This window comes from Streptosporangium sp. NPDC004631, assembly GCF_053601935.1.
In genome coordinates, this window is record NZ_JBSGCR010000012.1 from 1 (window position 1) to 20,081 (window position 20,081).

Annotated in this window: 17 protein-coding genes and 1 pseudogene; 11 read left to right on the forward strand and 7 right to left on the reverse strand. The window is 71.1% G+C overall.

Annotation, left to right across the window (positions count from 1 at the left end; genetic code table 11):
* Positions 1 to 147 precede the first annotated feature (147 nt).
* Both ACWEF2_RS14495 and ACWEF2_RS14500 read right to left on the reverse strand, forming a co-directional pair.
* Positions 148 to 630 carry a hypothetical protein gene (locus ACWEF2_RS14495; RefSeq protein ID WP_453815282.1) on the reverse strand — a complete coding sequence of 161 codons (483 nt, stop codon included), beginning with the start codon at positions 628 to 630 and terminating at the stop codon, positions 148 to 150.
* Entirely contained in the window at positions 627 to 827 is a 201-nt protein-coding gene (locus ACWEF2_RS14500; protein WP_453815284.1) for a hypothetical protein, read from the reverse strand. The genes ACWEF2_RS14495 and ACWEF2_RS14500 overlap by 4 nt, the downstream gene beginning before the upstream one ends.
* 266 nt (positions 828 to 1,093) lie before the next feature.
* Between ACWEF2_RS14500 and ACWEF2_RS14505 the strand changes: the two are divergent.
* Positions 1,094 to 1,243 (forward strand): annotated as a pseudogene (locus tag ACWEF2_RS14505) (helix-turn-helix domain-containing protein); the annotation flags it as partial.
* Between the two features lie 102 nt (positions 1,244 to 1,345).
* Positions 1,346 to 2,353, forward strand: coding sequence for a hypothetical protein (locus ACWEF2_RS14510; RefSeq protein WP_453815612.1), 1,008 nt, complete (start codon positions 1,346 to 1,348; stop codon positions 2,351 to 2,353).
* 341 nt (positions 2,354 to 2,694) lie between these two features.
* Here ACWEF2_RS14510 and ACWEF2_RS14515 read toward each other — a convergent pair whose 3' ends face one another.
* The 3 genes from ACWEF2_RS14515 to ACWEF2_RS14525 are packed head-to-tail and all read right to left on the reverse strand — an operon-like array spanning position 2,695 to position 6,333.
* Complete coding sequence (locus ACWEF2_RS14515) at positions 2,695 to 3,855, reverse strand: acyl-CoA dehydrogenase family protein (RefSeq protein ID WP_453815286.1); 1,161 nt, start codon at positions 3,853 to 3,855, stop codon at positions 2,695 to 2,697.
* Positions 3,856 to 3,859: 4 nt separating this feature from the next.
* Positions 3,860 to 5,026, reverse strand: coding sequence for an acyl-CoA dehydrogenase family protein (locus tag ACWEF2_RS14520; protein ID WP_453815288.1), 1,167 nt, complete (start codon positions 5,024 to 5,026; stop codon positions 3,860 to 3,862).
* Positions 5,027 to 5,052: 26 nt separating this feature from the next.
* Positions 5,053 to 6,333, reverse strand: a complete 1,281-nt coding sequence (locus tag ACWEF2_RS14525; protein WP_453815290.1) for an NAD(P)/FAD-dependent oxidoreductase — start codon at positions 6,331 to 6,333, stop codon at positions 5,053 to 5,055.
* 188 nt (positions 6,334 to 6,521) lie between these two features.
* Here ACWEF2_RS14525 and ACWEF2_RS14530 point away from each other — a divergent pair, with 188 nt between their 5' ends.
* The 6 genes from ACWEF2_RS14530 (at position 6,522) to ACWEF2_RS14555 (ending at position 12,555) form a co-directional block, all read left to right on the forward strand.
* Positions 6,522 to 7,661, forward strand: a complete 1,140-nt coding sequence (locus tag ACWEF2_RS14530) for an acetyl-CoA acetyltransferase (protein WP_453815292.1) — start codon at positions 6,522 to 6,524, stop codon at positions 7,659 to 7,661.
* The gene (locus ACWEF2_RS14535) at positions 7,661 to 8,068 is read left to right on the forward strand and encodes a Zn-ribbon domain-containing OB-fold protein (RefSeq protein WP_453815294.1); all 408 of its coding nucleotides are present in this window, start codon (positions 7,661 to 7,663) and stop codon (positions 8,066 to 8,068) included. The genes ACWEF2_RS14530 and ACWEF2_RS14535 overlap by 1 nt, the downstream gene beginning before the upstream one ends.
* Entirely contained in the window at positions 8,065 to 10,260 is a 2,196-nt protein-coding gene (locus tag ACWEF2_RS14540; RefSeq protein WP_453815295.1) for an acetate--CoA ligase family protein, read from the forward strand. The genes ACWEF2_RS14535 and ACWEF2_RS14540 overlap by 4 nt, the downstream gene beginning before the upstream one ends.
* The gene (locus tag ACWEF2_RS14545) at positions 10,257 to 11,219 is read left to right on the forward strand and encodes a MurR/RpiR family transcriptional regulator (protein WP_453815297.1); all 963 of its coding nucleotides are present in this window, start codon (positions 10,257 to 10,259) and stop codon (positions 11,217 to 11,219) included. The genes ACWEF2_RS14540 and ACWEF2_RS14545 overlap by 4 nt, the downstream gene beginning before the upstream one ends.
* A 71-nt stretch (positions 11,220 to 11,290) precedes the next feature.
* On the forward strand, positions 11,291 to 12,043 hold the full coding sequence (gene fabG, locus ACWEF2_RS14550; protein ID WP_453815299.1) for a 3-oxoacyl-ACP reductase FabG: 753 nt from the start codon (positions 11,291 to 11,293) through the stop codon (positions 12,041 to 12,043).
* The gene (locus ACWEF2_RS14555) at positions 12,040 to 12,555 is read left to right on the forward strand and encodes a MaoC family dehydratase (protein ID WP_453815301.1); all 516 of its coding nucleotides are present in this window, start codon (positions 12,040 to 12,042) and stop codon (positions 12,553 to 12,555) included. Before fabG ends, ACWEF2_RS14555 begins: the two co-directional genes overlap by 4 nt.
* 61 nt (positions 12,556 to 12,616) lie before the next feature.
* On the opposite strand, the gene ACWEF2_RS14560 is transcribed toward ACWEF2_RS14555, so the two are convergent.
* A complete protein-coding gene (locus tag ACWEF2_RS14560; protein WP_453815303.1) occupies positions 12,617 to 14,104 on the reverse strand; it encodes an SPFH domain-containing protein in 1,488 nt (495 codons plus the stop codon).
* Between the two features lie 30 nt (positions 14,105 to 14,134).
* Positions 14,135 to 14,335, reverse strand: a complete 201-nt coding sequence (locus ACWEF2_RS14565) for a hypothetical protein (RefSeq protein ID WP_453815305.1) — start codon at positions 14,333 to 14,335, stop codon at positions 14,135 to 14,137.
* 332 nt (positions 14,336 to 14,667) lie between these two features.
* Between ACWEF2_RS14565 and ACWEF2_RS14570 the strand changes: the two genes are divergently transcribed.
* The 3 genes from ACWEF2_RS14570 to ACWEF2_RS14580 all read left to right on the forward strand — a co-directional run bounded on the left by ACWEF2_RS14570 (position 14,668) and on the right by ACWEF2_RS14580 (position 20,058).
* Complete coding sequence (locus ACWEF2_RS14570) at positions 14,668 to 16,668, forward strand: NAD(P)-binding protein (RefSeq protein WP_453815307.1); 2,001 nt, start codon at positions 14,668 to 14,670, stop codon at positions 16,666 to 16,668.
* Positions 16,669 to 17,164: 496 nt separating this feature from the next.
* Positions 17,165 to 19,651 carry a sensor histidine kinase gene (locus ACWEF2_RS14575; protein ID WP_453815309.1) on the forward strand — a complete coding sequence of 829 codons (2,487 nt, stop codon included), beginning with the start codon at positions 17,165 to 17,167 and terminating at the stop codon, positions 19,649 to 19,651.
* A complete protein-coding gene (locus ACWEF2_RS14580) occupies positions 19,651 to 20,058 on the forward strand; it encodes a roadblock/LC7 domain-containing protein (RefSeq protein ID WP_453815311.1) in 408 nt (135 codons plus the stop codon). Before ACWEF2_RS14575 ends, ACWEF2_RS14580 begins: the two co-directional genes overlap by 1 nt.
* Positions 20,059 to 20,081 lie beyond the last annotated feature (23 nt).

Consider the following 20,081-nt stretch of genomic DNA (forward strand, 5'->3'; position numbering starts at 1 on the left):
ACCGGGGTGCGGTCCGGCCGGTGCGGGCGGCCCTCTTCCCCCTCCAGGAGAGGGCCGCGAGGGGTGTGCGACCCGGGACCCCTCCGGCCCGGGGCGCACGGTGAGGGGTGCGGCGTCCCCTGGGAGGTGATGCCGCCGCACCGGTCCTTAGGCCGCGTCCCGGTAGGGGTGGCGGGGATGGTGCGGCGCGGCGGCGAATGCCGGGGAAGGAACACCGCCGCGCCCGCTCGGAGGAGACGAGGACGCCAGGGGCGTCGGGAGAGGCGAGGATGCCGGAGGTATCGGGGGTGCCGAAGCGGTCGGGGTGGCCGGGGCGGTGAGGGGGGTCTCGCGGCGGGTGGTCACGGCCATGACCGCCTCATACATCCGCCTCTCCAACTCCTCGGCGGTGGCGGCCTCGACCATCAGCGGCTCGGGGGCGGGCCAGGTGGCCAGGGCGTAGAAGCGGCGGCTGCCCACGCCGTACAGGACGGTCCAGCTCGGCCATGCCTGGGCGAGTTGTTCGGCCTGGGCGCGGGCGGGGCCGTCCCACAGGCGGCGATGTACCACGGCGGTGTGGATCTGCCCGGCGCGGTGACGGCCGGAGGTGCCGGAGAGGCGGGAGTCGTGGGGGTCGCGGCGCCACATCACGACCTCACCGCCTGGACTGTCGCCGTCTCCTCCTGGCGGGCGGTCTCGGCCCGCAGCTGTTCGAAGGTGTCGGCGTCCACCGTCCGCTCGGCCCCGGCGTACATGGCCTCGACGGAGAACGGCTTCCGGCGGCTGGCCCAGAAACGGCCCCTGTCACTGAGAAACACCTGCCACCCGGGAATGGTGGATGTGGGCATTGTGGATCTAACATCTTCCATGGGTCAGGAGTCCCTTCCTGATCAAGGACCCGTCCGGACGTTGGTAGCGCCGGGCGGGTCCGCCATTTCACGGGGCTTTCCGCGGTGTCCGTGCAATAGTGGAATTGACCAGACGAGATATCCAAGAGGTTTACCGGGGGACGGCGCGTCTCCCCCAACCTTCCCCAGCCTTGGAGTACGGAATGCCGCGTACGCCTCAACCGGTTAATCCCGCCGCCTCCCCCTGGCACCTGCTCGGGGCCACCATGCGTCACTGGCGTGACGACGTCCGGCAGCTGTCACAGCGCGATATCGCCGGGGTCGTCCACGTGGACCACACAATGATCTCCGCATGGGAACGTGCCACATCGCGTCCGGATATCAGCAGTGTCCGGGCGATTGATGAGGCACTGGGAGCCGACGGGCAAATTACGGCGCTCCATATATTTATCGCCGAACTTGACCGGTTACGCAGAAGCAAAATGGATATAAATCCCCCGGTACGTGAGGAGGATGATGTGGAACGTCGTGCCCTTCTTCAAATCCTGACGGTGCTGGGTGCCGGTGCCGGCGTTCCCGCCTCCGCGGTGGACGCCCTTCACGCGGGTCTGCGGCAGATCACGGGGCACGCCTCCGAGAACGGCGCGGACGACTGGGAGCAGACCGCCTGGGATTACGCACAGGGTGTGTGGACCGAACCGCCTGGCTCAAGGGTCGCCGATCTGGCAGGCGACATCCGCGCCCTGGACCAGGTGCTGGCCCGCACCCAGGCCCCGGCGGAGCACGCCACCCTGTTGCGTGTCTACGCCCAGCTGACGGCGTTCATGGCACTCGACCTGTCTGAAACCTCCCGCTCCCGCGCGTGCTGGCGTTCGTGGCGGGTGGCCCGCTCGGTCGCGGACGCCTCGGGAGATCGCGAGTTGAGCGTCTGGGTACGAGCCCGCGAAGCGTCGGATTCGTTCTATCTGGGCCGTCCTGGACCGGTCACGGACACCTTGCTGGACGAGGCCGTGCGTCTCGCCGACGGTCGGCCGTGCCCTGGCCTGAACACGGCGTTGAAGACCCGCGCCTGTATTTTCGCCGCGCAGGGACGGGCCGACCTCACCCGCGAAGTCCTCGGCGAGCTCAAAGGCGCCTACGAGCGGCTACCGGCCGCGGTGACCGACGACCACATCTCCGTATGGGGCGTGCCGCTGGAGAGCATCCAATTCACTGAGGCCTTCGCGCTCACCAAGCTGGGAGACACCACAGCGGCCACCCCCCTGGTGGAGCAGGCCCTCGCGGCGTGCCCGCAGGAGAAGGCTGGAGGGCGGGCGAACATCGGTCTCATCCGGGCATGGGGGATGGTCCGGGATCGCGAGGTGACCGAAGGGCTCGGCCACGCCCTCGACATCACCGCCGCCCTCCCCGTCACGGCCGCCCGGCGCAAACTCGTGGGAGAGATCCTGAGCACCCTTCCCGACAGGGCCCGTACCCTGCCCGCAGCCCGCGACCTCCACGCCCTGACGACGGCCGACCGGCCCTGAGCAGCCACCGGAAGACGCGAGGAGGGCCCTCCGCCACCGGGAAGCACCCTCAGGTACCCCGGAAGATGTCGTGACCAGAGCACGAATCAACTGCTCAAACCACGTATCCCTGAGTCATGAGTTAAGAGAAGCACAGTTCTCATAACCATGCTTCTCTTAACCGAGGCGGGTACGGAGGCCCACCGACATGTTCGACTGCGATCGCGAGCGGTCGACCCGGGCGCCGGACCAGGGGAATGTGAGCGGGCCCGGTGCGGGGGCGCGTCGCCGCACCGGGCCCGCCGTCTGAGGCGGCCGGTACCCCTCGTTCCCAACGGGGGCGAGGGGTACCGGTCGGGTGGTCAGGCCGGGTCGCCGAAGCCGATCGGGGTGAAGGCTCCGGCGAAACCCACCCTCGTGGCGAGGAGTTCTCTCAGCTCGGCGGGGGTGCCGAAGAGGGCGGCCGTCGACTGGGCGTGCTTGAAGTACAGGTGGGCGTCGTGCTCCCAGGTGAAGCCGATGCCACCGTGGACGTGGACGGTGTCGCGGGTGACGGCGCGGTAGACGTCGCAGACGTAGGCGGAGACCAGGGGCGACAGGGTGCGCAGCCGTTCGGGCTCGGACTCCAGGGAGCGGACCGCGAACGCGACCGAGGCCCAGGCGGACTCCACCGCCACGGCCATGTCCGCGCACAGGTGCTTGACGGCCTGGAAGGTGCCGATCGGCTTTTCGAACTGGTGCCGGGTCTTGGCGTAGTCGACGGAGAGCTCCAGGCAGCGGCGGGCCGCGCCGACCTGGGCCGCCGCGACGGCCAGCCGGGCCAGGTCGAGGGTCCCCTCCAGCGCCTCGACCGCCCCGGCGGTGAGCGGGATCTCGGTGGCGGGGGCGTTCTCGAAGCGCAGCTCGGCCAGGCGCAGCGTGAGGTCGAGCGTCTCGGACGGCGTGACCGTGACCGAGGCGGCGGACGTCCCCACCGCGAACAGGCCGAGGTCGCCGTCCTCCTTCGCGGCCAGGACGAGAACCACGTCCGCGGTGACGCCGTCGACCACGAGGCGCTTGACGCCGTCCAGGCGGTGGCCGCCGGAGCCGGTGGACACCGCGCGGGTGGCGACGGTGTCGCTCACCAGCCAGCTCACCGGGTTCTCCACCCACGCCAGGGTCGCGGTGACCGCCCCGGAGGCGATCGACTCAAGGAGCGGCGCGCGGCCGGGGCCGTCGCTGTAGGACTGCAGGAGCGAGGAGGCCATCACGCAACTGGTGAGGTAGGGGCCGGCGAAGAGTCCCCGGCCGAGTTCCTCGGCGATGACGAACATCATCTCGGCGGGGAGCCCCGCGCCGCCGTGCTCCTCGGCGACGGCGACCCCCGCGAGCCCGGTCTCCTCGGCGAGGCCGCGCCAGGAGTCTCCGTAGCATCCGGCGGAGTCCACCTCCCGGGCTGCGGCGAGGGTGTCCCGATCGTTCACTATCTGACGGACGAGTCGCTGGAACTCCTTCTGCTCATCCGTGTATCCGGCAAGGGTCACAAGGTCACCGCCTCGGGAGGCCGAGCAGTCGCTCGGCGATGATGTTGCGCTGGATCTCGCTGGTGCCGGCGTAGATGGTCTCCGCCTGGCCCTTGAACAGGACGTCGTGCCAGATGTCCACCGAGTAGTCCTTCCCGGCCGGGCGCAGCGCCGCCCGGGGGCCGACCGCGTCCATGTAGATCTCGCCCATCCGGCGATGGGCCTCCGACCAGAGCAGCTTGTACATGATCATCTCGGGGCCCTCGGGCTCGGACGCGGCGAGGCGGTCGAGCCGGCTGCGGCCGAGGAAGCGCACGACCTCCAGCAGCGTGTACGCCTCCGCCAGGCCCTGGCGCACCAGCGGATCATCGGCCCTGCCGTCCTCGCGCACGACCGCCAGCACGTCCCTGAACTCGTCGAGGAATTCGAAGTGCCGGAAGGCGTAGCCCATGGAGCGCTCGGCGCCGAGCGTGGTCATGGTGACGCGCCAGCCGTTGCCGAGTCCGCCGATGACGTCGGAGATCGAGGCCTTCGAGTCGTCGAAGTACACCTCGCTGTAGTCCAGGCGGCCGTCCATCTGCCGGATGGGGCGGACCTCGACGTTGTTGCCGGTCATGGGGACCAGGACGAAGGTCAGCCCCTGGTGCTTCTGGGCCTCAGGGTCGGTCCTGCACAACACGAAGCACATGTCGGCGCCGTGCGCCTCCGAGGTCCAGGTCTTCTGCCCGGTGATCGACAGGGTGTCGCCGTCCACGACCCCCCGGGTCCGCACGCCGGCCAGGTCGGAGCCCGCGTCGGGTTCGGAGAACCCCTGGCAGTACACGTCCTGGCGGCTGACGATGCGGGGCAGCAGCCGCCTGCGCTGCTCCTCGGTGCCGTGCGCGATGATGGCCGGGCCGACCAGCGCCTCACCGAAGCCCAGCATGGGCCGGGGCACGCCCGCCACGGCGAACTCCTCGTCCAGGACGGCCAGCTCCAGCGGGCCCATGCCCGCGCCGCCGTACTCGACCGGCCAGTGCAGGCAGAGCCAGCCGCGCCGCCGCAGGCGCTCCAGCCATTCGGCCATCTCCGGGCCGACGTCCCTGGTCCAGACGTCGCCGTCCTTGGGCAGCCCGTCCACCCGGTTCTCGGCCACCCATCGGCGTACGGTGGCCCTGAACTCGGTCAGGCGGCGTTCCTCATCGGGGTTCACGGATCTTCTCCTCGCTCGTACGGATCTCACACGAGCCGGTGAGGCACGGGGATCTGCTTGCGGTCCTGGAAACGCGACCAGCGGTAGGGGTGCAGGGGGAGCGAGGTCGGCTCACCCGACATGGACTGGGCGAGCAGCTCGCCCACCACCGGGCCGAGCCCGAAGCCCTGCCCGCTGAAGCCGGTCGCCACGTAGAGGCCGTCGAGACGCTCGATCGGCCCGAGGACGGGCAGCGCGTCGGCGGTCATGTCGACCAGTCCGGCGATGGTCCGCACGATCCGCGCGTGACCGACACCGGGGAGAACGCCCTGGAGCGCCGCGAGCTTCCGCCTCGGGAACTTCTGGGGCACCAGCGGGTCGAACCCGCTCGGCGCCGGGGCCGCGCCCAGGGAGGCCTGGATCTCGGACTTGAGGATGCGCGGGTCGAACCGGAACTGGACCTCCTTGCGGCGGTCGATGAGCCTCGGGATCCAGATCAGCATGTCGCGGAAGTCGTGAAAGCTCAGGTAGTGACCGGCGCCGAGCGTCCGGTATCCGCCGGTGACCCGGATCACCCCGTCGGACATCTGCCGGGCGCCGTAGTCCGGGCCGCGCAGGAAGTAGTCGAAGCTCCGCTCGATCGGCTGGGTCTCCCCGTGGTAGATGCAGACCAGCTGCATGGGGAGGCGGATGCGGAGCCGGTCGAGGAGCCTGGTCGTCCAGACCCCGGCGGCCAGGAGCACCTTCTTGGCGGTGACGACCTCTCCGGACAGCAGCTCGACGCCGGCGACGGCCCCCTGACGCGTGCGCACCCGGCTGACCGTCTCGCCCATCCGGAAGTGGACCCCCCGCCCGCGGGCCAGCGCGGCGTAGGCATTGGTCGCGGCCACCGAGTCGACGAGGGCGTCCTCGGCGCTGTAGGCGGCGCCGATGATGTCCTTGGAGAGTTCGGGAAAGCGCTCCCGCACGTCCGAGGCGGAGAGCATTTCGATCTTGATGCCGTTGTCCTTGGCCGTCTCGCGCATCTCCTCAAGGATCAGCATGTCCTCGGCCGAGTGCGCGGGGCAGAGCCGCCCCATCTTCTGGTACTCGAAGGGCGTGGGCAGCTCGCTCGCGGCCCTGTCCCACTTCTCCACGCTGGCGCCGGCGATGTCGGAGGCGTACTTTCCGAGGATCCCGATGGCACCCATGTTCCGGCCGGAGGCCTCGTAGGCGATGTCGTCCTTGTCGACGACCAGCACCTCGAAACCGCGTGCGGCCAACTCGGCGGCCGTCACGCAACCGGTAATCCCCGCGCCCACCACGATGACGTCATAGCGGCCTGTCATGAATGACTCCCTGCATACTGCGCCCCTGGCCTCGCCGACCGGGAGGCGCGATGACTCGATGCCACCCTCGGGCACGTCACGAACATTACAGGATTGCCATATTCGGTACAAGATGTAATGTTGTGCTACAGTTTCGACGTGGCCGGGACAAGACGGGCCGCCGGGTGGAGAGGCTGGTGAGGGCACGGATGAGCGGTCGGGTGGCCATCGCGGGGGTCGCGGAGTCGGATCTCGGCATCACGGGGAGGACGCCGACGGCGCTTCAGGCGCAGGCGGTGACCCGGGCGCTCGGGGAGGCCGGGCTGAGCCTGGCCGACGTGGACGGCTACTGCACCTCGGATCTCGCCGGGGAATACGCCCCCAGCGTCCGCATGGCCGAATATCTCGGCATCCGGCCGACCTACCACGACACCACCGCCCTGGGCGGGGCGTCCTTCCTGTCACAGGCCGCGCACGCCGCCCAGGCGATCAGGGACGGCCGGGCCGAGGTCGTCGTGGTGGGCTACGCGCGAGCCCCCCGGAGCTGGAACCCGCCGGGCGCACCCTCGGAGCCGGTGTACGGTCCCGGCCAGTACGAGCGCATGTGGGGCGCCCCGTTCCCCATCACCGCGTACGCGCTCGCCGCACGGCGTTACCTCCACGAGCACGGGGCGACCTCCGAACAGCTCGCCGCGGTCGCCGTCGCCGCCCGGCAGTGGGCCGGGCTCAACCCCGCCGCCTACCGGCGGGACCCGCTCACCGTCGACGACGTGCTGAACTCCCGCATGATCGCCGATCCGCTGCACGCGCTGGACTGCTGCCTGGTGACCGACGGCGGCGGGGCGATCGTCCTGGTGGGCGAGGATCGCGCCCGCGACCTGCCGGAACGCCCGGTGTTCATTCTCGGCCACGGCGACGCCTCCACCCACATGAACGTCTCGTCGATGCCCGAGCTGACCCGGACCGCCGCCGCCTCCAGCGGCGCGCGGGCCCTCGGTGAGGCCGGTGTCGGCATCGGCGACATCGACGTCTTCCAGATCTACGACTCCTTCACCGTCACCGTGCTGCTGACCATGGAGTCGCTCGGCCTCTGCGGCCCCGGTGAGGCGGGCGCCCTCGTCGCCGAGGGGCGGACCGCGCCAGGCGGCGACCTGCCGACCAACACCAACGGCGGCGGACTCTCCTACTGCCACCCCGGAGAGTACGGAATCTTCACCATCATCGAGGCGGTCCGGCAGCTCAGGGGAGCGTGCGGGGACCGTCAGGTGCCCGGCGCCGAGCTCGCCCTGGCCCACGGCACGGGTGGCGAACTCAGCGCGACATCGACGCTCATACTCGGGAGAGACTGATGACCAGGGTCTACCCATCGGCCTACGAGGACGCGGACTCCCGGCCGTTCTGGGCCGCGCTCGGCGAGGGCCGGCTGGACATGCCGAGGTGCGACGACTGCGGACAGCACCTCTTCTACCCCCGCGCGGTCTGTACGGCCTGCGGCGGCGAGCGCCTGACCTGGGTCACCGCCCGGGGGCGGGCGACGGTGCACAGCCACACCACGATCCACGAACGCGGCGGCGGAACCTACGTGATCGCCCTCGTCGACCTCGCGGAGGGGCCCAGAATGATCACAGAGATCATCGGTGAGCGAGCCGGGGAGGTCGCCATCGGCGACGAGGTGGTCCTCGCCGTCACCGGCGACCCCGCCCGCCCGTTCTTCCGTCTCGCCGGATCCGGATCCGGGCCGGGTGAGGACAGGTGACGCCTCGGTTCGGCCGGCTGCTTCAGGCCAGGTCCGTCGCCCTCGTCGGGGTGAGCGAGCAGTCCTTCTGGTCCCGGCACCTCGTCCGGAACCTCGCGGGCTTCGGCTTCGACGGCGACGTCCACCTGGTCAACCCCACCAGGAGCCGGCAGTTCGGGCGCCCCTGCCACCCCGATCTGGACGCGGTGCCGGGCCCGGTGGACCTGGCCTTCGTGATGACCTCCAGCGCGCGACTCGACGACATCGTCGAGCAGTGCGGGAAGAAGAAGGTCACCTCGATCGTCGCGCTCACCTCCGGGCTCGGTGAGAAGGGGGCGGAGGGTGCCGCGCACCAGGCGGCGCTGCTGCGCCGCTGCGAGGAGCTCGACATCGCGCTTCTCGGCCCCAACTGCCTCGGCCTCATCGACTACCACTCCGGGCTGGCCACGTTCGCGGACCGGGTCAGCCCGCCGATGGAGCCGGGAGCCGTCGCGGTGATCAGCCAGAGCGGCGCCCTGCTCCAGCTGATCCACCGGGCCGCCCAGCGCCGTTCCCTCGGCCTGTCCCACCTCGTCTCGGTCGGGAACGAGGCGATGTTCACCTCGGCGTCGATCGCCGAGGAGCTCATCGAGCATCCGGCGGTGCGGGTGATCGCCATGTATCTGGAGGGCATCCGGGAGCCCGAGCACTTCAGGCGGGTCGCGGAGCGGGCCCGTGAGCTGGGCAAGCCCATCGTCGCCGTCAAGGCGGGCCGTTCGGAGATCGCCGCGCGGGCGGCGCTGGCGCACACGGGCGCCCTGACCGGCGACGACCGGCTGGTGGACGCGGTCTTCGGCGACCTCGGGGTGACCAGGGTCTCCACCCCGGAGGACCTCGTCGAGACGGCGGCGGCGTTCGCGACGGCCGGCTGGCCCCGGGGACGGCGGGTGGCCGTGGTCAGCGCCTCGGGCGGGGCCTGCGGCATGGCCGCCGACCTGGTCCAGGAGACCTCGCTCACCCTGCCGGAGATCCCGCCCGGGGTGCGGGACCGCCTGACCTCGGTCCTCCCCTCGTTCGGCACGCCGCAGAACCCGCTGGACACGACCGGCGCCATCGTCGACGACCCGGACCTGCTGCGGGCGTGCGTGAGCGAGCTCGCCCAGGCCGGCGTCTACGACGCCATGATCGTCAACCTGGACCTTCCCCCCGCCTCGGAGGGGGAGCTCGACGACATCGCCGAGCGGATGCGCGGCATCGCCGACGCGATCGCCGCGCCGTCGATTCCGATTCTGCTCGCCGGCACCCTCGCCGGAGACGTGGACACCTCCCGCCAGGCCTACTTCCACGGGCGCGGCCTGCACGTCTGCGACGGCCTCGCCCAGGCCGTCAGAACCCTCGGCCACCTCGCCGAGTACGGCGAGAACACCGCCCGCGCCACCCGGGCCGTGGAGCCGGTGGACGCCGGGGACGCCGGGGACGCCGTCCTGGAGACCTCCGCCCAGGCGCTCAACGAGCACGAGAGCATCGGCCTGCTCGGACGGTACGGCCTGCCCGTGAACGAGGGGCGGCTGGCCACCGACCGCGAGGGGGCGGTCGCCGCGGCCGAGGCCCTCGGCTACCCGGTGGTGGCGAAGATCCAGTCGGCGGACATCCCCCACAAGTCAGAGCTCGGCGGGGTGCTGCTCGACCTCCGGGACGCCGGCCAGGTGGGCGCGGCGTACGACACCCTGGCCCGCGTCGCGGGTGATCTGCCCATCGACGGCGTCCTCGTCGCGCGGCACATCAGGCCGGTCGCCGAACTGATCGCGGGCGTCGTGGTCGACCCTCGGTGGGGGCCCGCCGTCATGGTCGGCATGGGCGGCGTGTTCGCCGAGGTCCTCGACGACACCAGTCTGGGAATTCCCCCGCTGGACCACGCGGGCGCGCTCGCGATGGTGGAGAATCTTCGAGGCGTGAAGATCCTGCGGGGGGCCCGGGGGCGTCCGGCGGTGGATCTCTCCGCCGTCGCCTCCTTCCTGGTCCGGCTCGGCGACGTGGCCGTCGCCCTACGGGAACAGGTGGCGGCGATCGACGTCAATCCCCTGTTCGTTCGCGAGACAGACGTGCTCGTCGGTGATGCACTGGTGATCCCGCGACCGGCACACCCGGAGCGCGGCCGGACCACCCCCGCCGCCGTACCCCTCCCATCCACTGAGAGTGATCATGAACAGATCCCCGAACAGATGGCGCCATGACGCAGAGTGACGACCAGGCGCCGGCCGCGGGCCGTACGGTGAGCGAGCTGCTCCGCCTGCGCGGGCCGCAGCTCACCGCCGCGGAGCGCAAAGTCGTACGAATACTGATCTCGCAGTATCCCATCGCCGGCCTTGAATCCCTCCCCAAGCTGTCCGAACGCGCCCAGGTCAGCGCGCCGACCGTGCTGCGGCTGCTGGCCAAACTCGGCTACAACGCGTACGCGGACTTCCAGCGGGCGCTGCTCGACGAGGTCTACGCCCGGATGAGCGAGCCCTCCACCAGAGCCGGAGGTGAGGGGCAGCGGGACGGGAAGGACGACGATCTCGGCGCCGTCCTCAGCCGCCTCTCGGAGAACGTGGCCGAGACCGCCGAGCACGTCGAGCGCTCCGAGTTCGACGAGGTCGTGGCGCTGCTGTCGGACATCAAAAGACCCGTTCTCACCCTCGGCGGGTTCGAGAGCGACGTCTGCAGCCTCCACCTGCTGAGCCTGCTGAGCCAGCTCCGCGGCGACGTCCGTCACGTCCGCGCCAACCCCAGCGGTTTTTCCGTCGAGCTTCTCGACGTCACCCGGCGGCACGTCATCGTGGCCTTCGACTTCCGTCGCTACCAGCGCGGAACCATCGACTACGTCAGGCAGGCGGCCGGTCAGCACGCCACGGTCGTGCTCTTCACCGACAAGTGGATCTCCCCGGCGGCCGACCACGCCCGCTACGTGTTCGTCTGCGACACCGCGGGGGTCGGCCCCTTCGACTCGCGTGCCGGGGTCGTGGCCCTCATCGAGGCGCTCGTGGCCTCGGTCACCACCGCCATGGGCACGGCCGCGCAGAAGCGCATCCGCGCCGTCTACGACCGCCTCAGCGGTTCCACCTGGGCGGAGGGCCTGCTACGACCGGCCCCTTCCGAACAGCCCCCCGGATCCGCCGCGCCCCTCGCGGCCCAGGATCCGGAAGACCGGTAGAAGAAGAGAAGACCAGTAGAGGAACGGAGCGGCATGAGATCCACCGGCTCATCCCCCGGAGAGGAAATCCGATGAGATTCGCCAGGCGCGTGGCCCTTGTCACCGGCGCGGCCGGGGGCATCGGCGCCTCCGTCGCCGAACTGCTGGCCGCCGAGGGCGCCGTGGTCGGTGTCGTCGACCTCAACCACGCGGCGGCCGAGAAGGTCGCCACCCGGCTACGGGAGCTGGGCGGCGAGGCGACGTCCTACGCGTGCGACGTGAGCGACGCGCGGAGCGTCGACGCGACCGTCGAGCGGCTCTGCCAGGACCACGGCCGGGTGGACATCCTGGTCACCTGCGCGGGCGTGCTCCGTGACAACCTGCTGTTCAAGATGAGTGACGACGACTGGAGATCGGTCATCGACACCCATCTGACCGGCACCTTCAACTGCGCGCGGGCCGTGCAGCGCCCGATGGTCGCCCAGCGCCACGGGAAGATGGTGTTCCTGTCGTCGGACTCCGCGGGCGGCAGCCGGGGACAGGCGAACTACTCGGCCGCCAAGGCGGGAATCGAGGGCCTCGCCAAGACCCTCGCCATCGAGCTCGGCAAGTTCGGCGTCAACGTCAACGCCGTCGCCCCCGGGTTCGTCGAGACCGAGATGACCCGCGCGACCGCGCAGCGGATCGGCCTCGACTACGAGGAGTTCAAGGCGAACTCGGCCGCCAAGGCGGCACTGGGCCGGGTCGCCACCCCCGAGGACATCGCGAAGGTGATCGCCTTTCTCAGCTCCGACGACTCGGCCATCATGACCGGCCAGGTCCTGCTCACCCGCGGATCGCCGTGACCGGCACCGGAGGCGCCGCCGCGCCCGGCCCGGACACGGCCGCGCGCCCGGCACCGGAACGGCACGTCTTCCACGGACTCCGCGACCTCGCCGGGTCCGTGGGGATCCGGCTCGGCCCGACCGGGTGGCGTACGGTCACCCAGGACGACGTCACCGCGTTCGGCCGGATCACCGGCGACGAGCAGTGGATCCACACCGACGTCGAGCGGGCCCGGCGGGGGCCGTTCGGCCGGACGATCGCGCACGGGTTCCTCACCCTGGCGCTGTGCTCGTGGGTCCTGGACGAGCTGCAGACCACGACCGGCGTCTCGTACGCGATCAACTACGGTCTGGACCGGGTCCGATTCCCCGCCACCGTCCCGGCCGGAGCCCGGGTCCGCGGCACGGTCCGGCTCGACACGGTGACGGATCGGGGCGGCGACGTCGACGCGGCCTGGATCGTCGAGATCACGGTGGAGGGCGCCGCCCGCCCGTCGTGCGTCGCCACCATGCTGAGCCGCTACCGGCCCTGAGCCGCCGCGGCCTCGGGCCCGTACGGGTGGGGACGGGCGGGCGCTCCCCGGCGTCCCCGCCTCAGGGGGCGGGGTCGACGGCCTTGCCGTTGGCCTCGGGACCGCCCCCCGAGGCGGGGGTGGCGCCGTTCAGCAGGGAGCGGGCGAGACCGAGGCCGGTGCCGCCGAGGGTGAGCGCCTTGGCCAGCATCTCCTCGATCCCCTGGGCTCCGTTGAGGACCACCATGTGGTCGACGTTGCCGAAGGCCCGCGCCCCCGCCTCCACGATCCGCGGCCAGTTCTCGGCGAGCTGCTGGGCGATGACCGCCTCCTGGTTCTCGGCGAGGGCCTCGGACCGGGCGCGGATCGCGTCCGCCTCTGCCAGGCCCTTCGCCCTGGCCGCCTCGGCCTCCGCGAGCCCCTGCGCCTTGGCGGCCTCGGCCGCGGCCAGACCCCGGGCCTTGGCGGCCTCGGCCTCACCGAGACCGGTGGCCTTGGTCGCCTCGGCCGCCGCGAGGCCGCGCAGCCGTACCGACTCCGCCTCGGCCGCGGCGGCCTGCTTGACCTGGGACGCCTGCGCCACGGCGCGGAGCTCGGTCTCGCGGGCCTCGGCCTCGGCCTGGGCGATGCGGGCGTCGCGCTCGGCCTGGGAGAGCGTCACGGTCTCGTACGCCCTGGCGTCGGCGGGCTTGCGGACCTGGGCCTGGAGCCGCTGCTCGGCCAGCGCCGCCTCCAGTTCGGCGGCGCGGGTCTCCTGGACCACGACCTCCTGACGGGCGGACGCCTCCGAGAGCGGGCCCGCCTGGCGGGACCTGGCCTGCGCCTCGTCGATCTCCGCCTGGTAGGCGGCCTGCTTGATCTGGGCGTCGCGCCAGGCGGCCGCCTTGTTGGCCGCGGCGACCTGCTCGGCCTCGGTGGCCTCCTGGTCGCGCTGGGCCTCGGCGATGCGGGCGGAGGCGGCGATCCTGGCGGCGTGCGGCTTGCCCAGGTTGGTGATGTAGCCGGTCTCGTCGTCGATCTCCTGGATCTGCAGGGAGTCGACGATCAGGCCGAGTTTGATCATCTCGTCGGCGGCCGAGGCGCGGGTCTCCCCGGTGAGCCGCTCGCGGTTGAGGATGAGGTCCTCGACGGTCAGGTTGCCGATGATCGAGCGCAGGTGACCGGTGAACAGCTCGTGGATGGCGCCGTTCATCGAGTCCTGCTGGTCGAGGAAGCGGCGGGCGGCGTTGGCGATGGAGTGCAGGTCGTCACCGACCTTGTAGATCACCACGCCCCGCACGACCACCGGGATGCCCTGCTGGGTGACACAGGAGACCTGGAGGTTGGCCGCGCGGCTGTCCAGGCGCAGGCGGCGGGCGGTCTGGAAGCCGGGGAGCACGGAGGTGCCCTTGCCGGTGATGATCTTGAAGCCGAGGCTGTCGGTCAGCTCGGTCCTGCCGCGGGCGCCGAGACCGGAGATGATCAGCGCCTCGTTGGGTTCGGCCACCCGCCAGACGGCCTTGAACAGCAGGATGAGGATGACGAGGGCGGCGAGGACGACGCCGGCGACGAGGTAGGACTCGGTGGGCAATGCAGCCTCCACGGTGGGAGATGAGGGGGGTCAGACGAGCGCGCGGGCGACGTAGACCGTGCGGGGCGGGAAGTACTCCACGACGACGACGATCGAACCGGCAAAGATCACCTCGTCGGGGATCGTGGAGTGCGCGTAGAAGGCCTCGACACCGCCGCGGACCTCCAGCATCACCTCCCCGACCAGGCCGGGGCCGATCCTGCCGGTGACCCTGCCCTGCTTACCCACCACGCGAGGCCCCCGTCCCATCGTGAAACAGATCCACGTCCGCGGACGCTACCCCGGCATGCCTCGTTCCACCACCCGCCGTGGTGGGACATCGGGCCGCCGGGCCGTCGCCGCGCACCCGCGCTCTCCGTCTTCGAACCGACAACGATCACCGTGGCGGCGGGGTTCCCCCGTGGAGCGCGGAACCGCACGCCTATTGGCCGCGTTTCCGGCGGACGTGTCATGACGCCCGTCCTACCGATATCGCGAATAGCGTTTCAATACGGCGGGTAAAAAGTTCCCGGGACCACCGCGAGGCGGCCGTGGCCGGTCGGCCGGATCGTGATGATCACCCCATGACCGATCCCCAGGAGATCACTTCCCGCAGGGCCCGAGATCTGGGCATGGACCGGCATATCTCCCGCCGTGACTTCTTCGACGGCGTGGCCGCGGTCGCCGGGGTGGCCGCGCTGGGTCCGGCCACCCCCCTGCCCCGAGGAACCCGGACGGCGACAGGGACGGGCGCGACAGGGGCGGGCGGCGCCGTACAGGCCCCGAGAGGCCCTCAGGGGTCCTATTACCCCCCCACCCTCACCGGACTCCAGGGCAACACTCCCGAGGCCCTCAGCGTGCCACACGCCCTGCGCGACAACAGGTTCTGGAGACACGCGGGCACCCCCAAGCCCACCGGCGAGCGCTACGACCTGATCGTGGTGGGTGGCGGGATCAGCGGGGTGAGCGCGGCCCACCGGTGGCTGGAGGGCGACCCCGGCGCCCGGATCCTGATCCTGGACAACCACGACGATTTCGGCGGCCACGCCCGGCGCAACGAGTTCCACCCCCGGGGACGCCGGGGACCACTGGTCGGGTACGGCGGATCCCCGTCGATCGAGGCGCCCTCGGCGTGGACCCCCGAGGGCAGGGACCTGCTCGACAAGCTCGGGGTGGGGCTCCAGAGGCTGGGTGACTGCTTCGACGACGGGCTCTACCCCGGGCTCAAGATGTACGACAGCGTCTTCTGCGACCGGGAGACCTTCTCGGCCGACAGGCTGGTGGTCTTCACCCCGGGCAAGGGGACCTCCCGGTGGGTCGCGGAGTTACCCGTCGCCGAGCAGGCCAGGAGGGACCTGCTCATGCTGTACGGAGACCCGCCCGACTGGTTCCCCGGCCTGTCGGACGGCGAGAAGAAGGAGCGGCTGTCCAGGCTGACCTACGCGGGCTTCCTCAGGGACGTCTGCAAGGTCCACCCGGACGTGCTGGGGTTCGTCCAGACCATGCCGAACGACGAGTGGGGCTACGGCTCCGACGCCTTCGGCGCGATCGACGCCTGGGGCAGCGCCGGCGGCCACGGCTATCCGGGGTTCGGCGGGCTGGGGCTCGACCGCGCCAAGCCGTCCGAGTACAACTCGCCGAGCATGATCAAGAATTGGGGCGCCGACGACCCGCGCGTCCACCACTTCCCCGAGGGCAACCAGGCGCTGGTCCGGATGATGATCGCCCGGATGGTCCCGGGCTTCGCCACGGCCGGCGACATGGAGGGCGTCACCACCGCGGGGTTCGACTACGACAGGCTCGACCTGCCGGGCAACGGGGTCCGCGTCCGCCTGTCCAGCCCGGTGGTCTCGGCGGCCAACGACGGCGATCCCGACACGGCCGCCACCGCCACGGTCGGCTACTTCGACGGCGAGAGGGTGCGGACCGTCCAGGCCGCCAACGTGATCATGGCCTGCTGGAACATGATGATCCCCCATCTGGTCGCCGGGCTCCCCCCCGACCAGGATCGGGCGCTCCGAGGCGCCGTCAAGGTGCCGCTGCTGTACGCGACGGTCCAGCTCCGCGGCTGGGAGTCCTGGAGGAGGGTGGGCGTCCACCGCACCCGCTTCACCGGCGCCTACTGGTGCGTGGCCGAACTGGACCACCCGGTCGGCATCGGGGACTACCGGTGCCCGAGGAGGCCCCACGAGCCGATCAACGTGCACATGGTCCGCACGCCGGCCGTACGGGGCATGTCACCCTCCGACGGCGCGGTCGCCGGGCGCTACGAGCTGCTCGCGACGCCCTACAGCCACCTGGAGTACAGCATCCGCGACCAGCTCACCCGCCTGCTCGGGCCGGGCGGTTTCGACGCGACCCGCGACATCCAGGCGATCACGATCAACCGGTGGGGCCACGGCTACGCGCCGGAGTACGCCACCCCGTGGAACCTCGACTTCTACCCCCACGGGCCGCTGCCCGCCACCCTGGCCCGCCGCCGGTTCGGCCGGATCGCGATCGCCAACTCCGACTCGGTGCCGGCCGCCTACGCCGACGCGGCGATCACCGCCGCCTACCGCGCCGTCCTGGAGTTGCGGGCGTGACCGGGCATCCGAAAAACACGTATCCGGGGGCGGCGACGCCGCCCCCGGCCGGGGCACGACCGGGTACGCGGGGGCGCGCGTGTTGACCGGGACAGCGGTCAGCCGGTAACAGGGGGTGGTCCCACGGCGGGCGGACCGGCCCTCGGGGAGAAGTGTGGCCGCAGATCAGCGTCTCATGGGCCGTCCGAAACCCCCGTGTACAGCCTTGACCAGACCGGCCGCACGAGTCAGCCGCCGATTCCGGATGACCAGAACAGCGCACCGTCCGCATCTCGCGGGCTACCCGGAGGGCGTCTCGCCAATCCCGGCACCGACTCAGGTAATCACATTAATCATCAGATCCTCCCCTGCGCCGGGGGCCTTATCGGTGCTAGTCTCCTGTGCGATCTTCCGGAGGCGTATTTCATCCCTAAAGCAGCGCGGGCCTCCACACACTCAGAAGTTGGGACGAGTGGGCATGGGCTCTGGAAACCGGTCAATTCGGTTCAAGATCTTTTTGCTGCTGCTCTTACCCCTGCTCTCGCTAAGCGCCCTGTGGGGCTTCGTTCTTAACCTGACCGTGGGCGACGGAGCAGCTCTGCTGCGATCGAACGCCCTCTACCAGACCGTTGGCATGACCTCCACCGACCTGGGACTCCAACTTCAGGCCGAACGGACGCAGTCCTCAATGGCGATCAGCTCACGGATCCTCACCAGTGGGATCGGTCAGCAGCGCGACCGCACGGACCGGGCAGTGGAGAAGTTTCGGCAAGCGGCGTTCGCCGATGATTCCGGCAGCCCGGAACTACGGGCATCGCTGAACACACTCATGCGTCAGCTCGACCGACTCCAGGATGTCAGGGTCGGCATCGACAGCGGCCGCCACAGCCGGCTGGACGTGCTGTCGAACTACAACGAGATCCTCGACGCGGTCTTCCTCCTCTACGACCAGATGGTCGCGGTCCCCGACCTGTCGATCTACCAGCAGGCCGCGGCCATGCAGTCGATGGCCGGCGCCCGCGAGATGATCGCCAGGGAGAACGCGCTGATCAGCGGGGCGTTGATCGACTCCCGGCTCTCCGCCGGGGAGCGCGACGCCTTCGCCGGGTACGCCGCCACCAGGCACTACCTGCAGGCCCGCGGCCTGTCCGCGCTGGACACCACGCTGGGCAAGCCGTACCGCGACACGTTCAACTCCACGGCGTTCGACAAGTTCACCGCGCTGGAGAAGGCCATCGTCTCCGGAAGCGGCCGCCGGCTGCCCCCGGAGGCCACGCAGTGGCGGCAGACCACCAACGGGCTGGCCGTCTGGCTCGACGAGCTCGGCGCCGCCTCCTCCAAGACGCTGGCCGAGCGGTCCCAGTCGGTGGCCACCTGGATCATGGTGAGGATCGCGGTCGCCGGCGGCATGGGACTGATCGCGGTGATCGCGTCGATCATCATCTCGGTCCGCTTCGGCCGCCGCCTGGCCGGTGAGCTGGCCGGGCTCCGCTCGGCCGCGCAGGACCTGGCGGACGTGCGGCTCCCGGAGGTCGTGGAACGGCTCAGGCGCGGCGAGGAGGTGGACGTACGGGCCGAGGCGCCGCCGATCAGCGCGGACGGATCGGCCGAGATCCAGGACGTCGCCCAGGCGTTCGACTCGGTGCAGCGCACCGCCGTCGAGGCCGCCGTGGGCCAGGCCAGGCTGCGCCGCGGCGTCAGCCAGGTCTTCGTGAACCTGGCCCGGCGCAAGCAGAGCCTGCTCCAGCGCCAGCTCATGCTGCTGGACAACATGCAGCGACGGGCGACCGACTCCGACAGCCTGGACGACCTGTTCCGGCTGGACCACCTGACCACCCGGATGCGACGGCACGCGGAGGGCCTGATCATTCTGTCCGGCGCCGCGCCCGGCAGGGCCTGGCGCAATCCGGTGGCGGTGGTCGACATCGTCAGGGCGGCGATCGCCGAGGTCGAGGACTACACCCGGGTCAGCGTGGCGCTGCTGCCCGACGCCGCGCTCGACGGGGCGGCGGTCGCCGACATCACCCACCTGCTGGCCGAGCTCGTCGAGAACGCCACGATCTACTCGCCGCCGCAGACCACCGTGACCGTGCGCGGCGACATCGTGGCCAACGGATTCGCCGTCGAGGTGGAGGACCGGGGCCTGGGCCTGAGCCCCGAGGAGTACGAGGCGATCAACCGGCGGCTGGAAGGCCCGCCGGAGTTCGACCCGGCCGACAGCGACCGGCTCGGCCTGTTCGTGGTGGGCCAGCTCGCCGCCAGGCACGGTATCCAGGTGGTGCTGCGCGGCTCGCCGTTCGGCGGAACCACGGCCATCGTGCTCATTCCCCGCGCCCTGCTCGCCGAGGGTCCGACGACGCTCACCCTCACCGCGGAACGGGTCGTCGAACGGCCCTCGCAGCTCTTCGAGCCCGGCGTGCCGAGCGCGCTGGCCGCCGCTCCCGCCTCCAGCGCCTCCGCCTCCGCCCCCGTTCCCGCCTCCGGTGGCGGCCTGCCCCGCCGGCCGAGGGCGGCCTCCCACGCCGCGCCCCCGGCTCCCCAGCCTCCGGTCACCCCGGCCCTGTCCGTGGTGGCCGATCTGCCGCCGCGCGGGCCGGTGGACAGGGCCGCCGGCGAACCGGCCCGCGAGCCGGTCCGTCAGCCGGTCCATGAGCCCGTTCGCGAGACGGTCCGTGAGCCGGTCCGTGAACCCGCCCGTCCGCCGGTCCGTGAACCCGCCCGCGAGACGGTCCGTGAACCCGTTCGCGAGAACGCCGGGCCCCCCGGGCCCGCCGGCCCCCCCGGGCCGAAGAGCCTGCCCCGCCGCGTACGGCAGGCCAACCTGATGCCACAGCTCCGCCAGGAGTCCGAGACCGCCGCCCCCGCCCCGGAGCCCAAGGCCGCCGAACGCTCGCCCGACGAGGCCAGGGCACTGTTCTCCGCCTTCCAGGCGGGAGTACGGCGTGGGCGCGAGGAACACGGAAATGATGCCGCACACCAGACGACAGGCGACAAGGGGGACTAATGACCGGAAAAGTTAGTAGCACCGGCGAGCTGAACTGGCTCCTCGACGACCTGACCAGCAGGGTGGGCGCGGTACGCCAGGCGGTACTCCTGTCCACCGACGGACTCGCCGTCGGGTTCTCCCAGGGTCTCAGCCGGGAGGACGCCGAACACCTGTCCGCGGTCGCCGCCGGATTCCAGAGCCTGGCACGCGGGGCCGGGCGCCACTTCGGCGGCGGCGACGTGCGCCAGACCATCGTGGAGATGGAGACGGCCTTCCTCTTCGTCACGGCCTCCGGGCAGGGAACCTGCCTGGCCGTGCTGAGCAGTGCCGACGCCGACGTCGGCCACGTCGCATACGAGATGGCGATGCTGGTCAAGCGGGTCGGTCAGCACATCTCCACCCATCCGCGCCAGGGCATCTCATGAACGAGCAGGGCCTCCGGCGCGGA

What these genes read in the sequence shown, in the direction of transcription:
- ACWEF2_RS14500 (WP_453815284.1), bottom strand. Translation starts at nt 827, where the DNA reads ATGCCCACATCCACCATTCCCGGGTGGCAGGTGTTTCTCAGTGACAGG.
- ACWEF2_RS14525 (WP_453815290.1), bottom strand. Translation starts at nt 6,333, where the DNA reads ATGACAGGCCGCTATGACGTCATCGTGGTGGGCGCGGGGATTACCGGT.
- ACWEF2_RS14530 (WP_453815292.1), top strand. Translation starts at nt 6,522, where the DNA reads ATGAGCGGTCGGGTGGCCATCGCGGGGGTCGCGGAGTCGGATCTCGGC.
- ACWEF2_RS14535 (WP_453815294.1), top strand. Translation starts at nt 7,661, where the DNA reads ATGACCAGGGTCTACCCATCGGCCTACGAGGACGCGGACTCCCGGCCG.
- ACWEF2_RS14545 (WP_453815297.1), top strand. Translation starts at nt 10,257, where the DNA reads ATGACGCAGAGTGACGACCAGGCGCCGGCCGCGGGCCGTACGGTGAGC.
- fabG (WP_453815299.1), top strand. Translation starts at nt 11,291, where the DNA reads ATGAGATTCGCCAGGCGCGTGGCCCTTGTCACCGGCGCGGCCGGGGGC.
- ACWEF2_RS14570 (WP_453815307.1), top strand. Translation starts at nt 14,668, where the DNA reads ATGACCGATCCCCAGGAGATCACTTCCCGCAGGGCCCGAGATCTGGGC.
- ACWEF2_RS14580 (WP_453815311.1), top strand. Translation starts at nt 19,651, where the DNA reads ATGACCGGAAAAGTTAGTAGCACCGGCGAGCTGAACTGGCTCCTCGAC.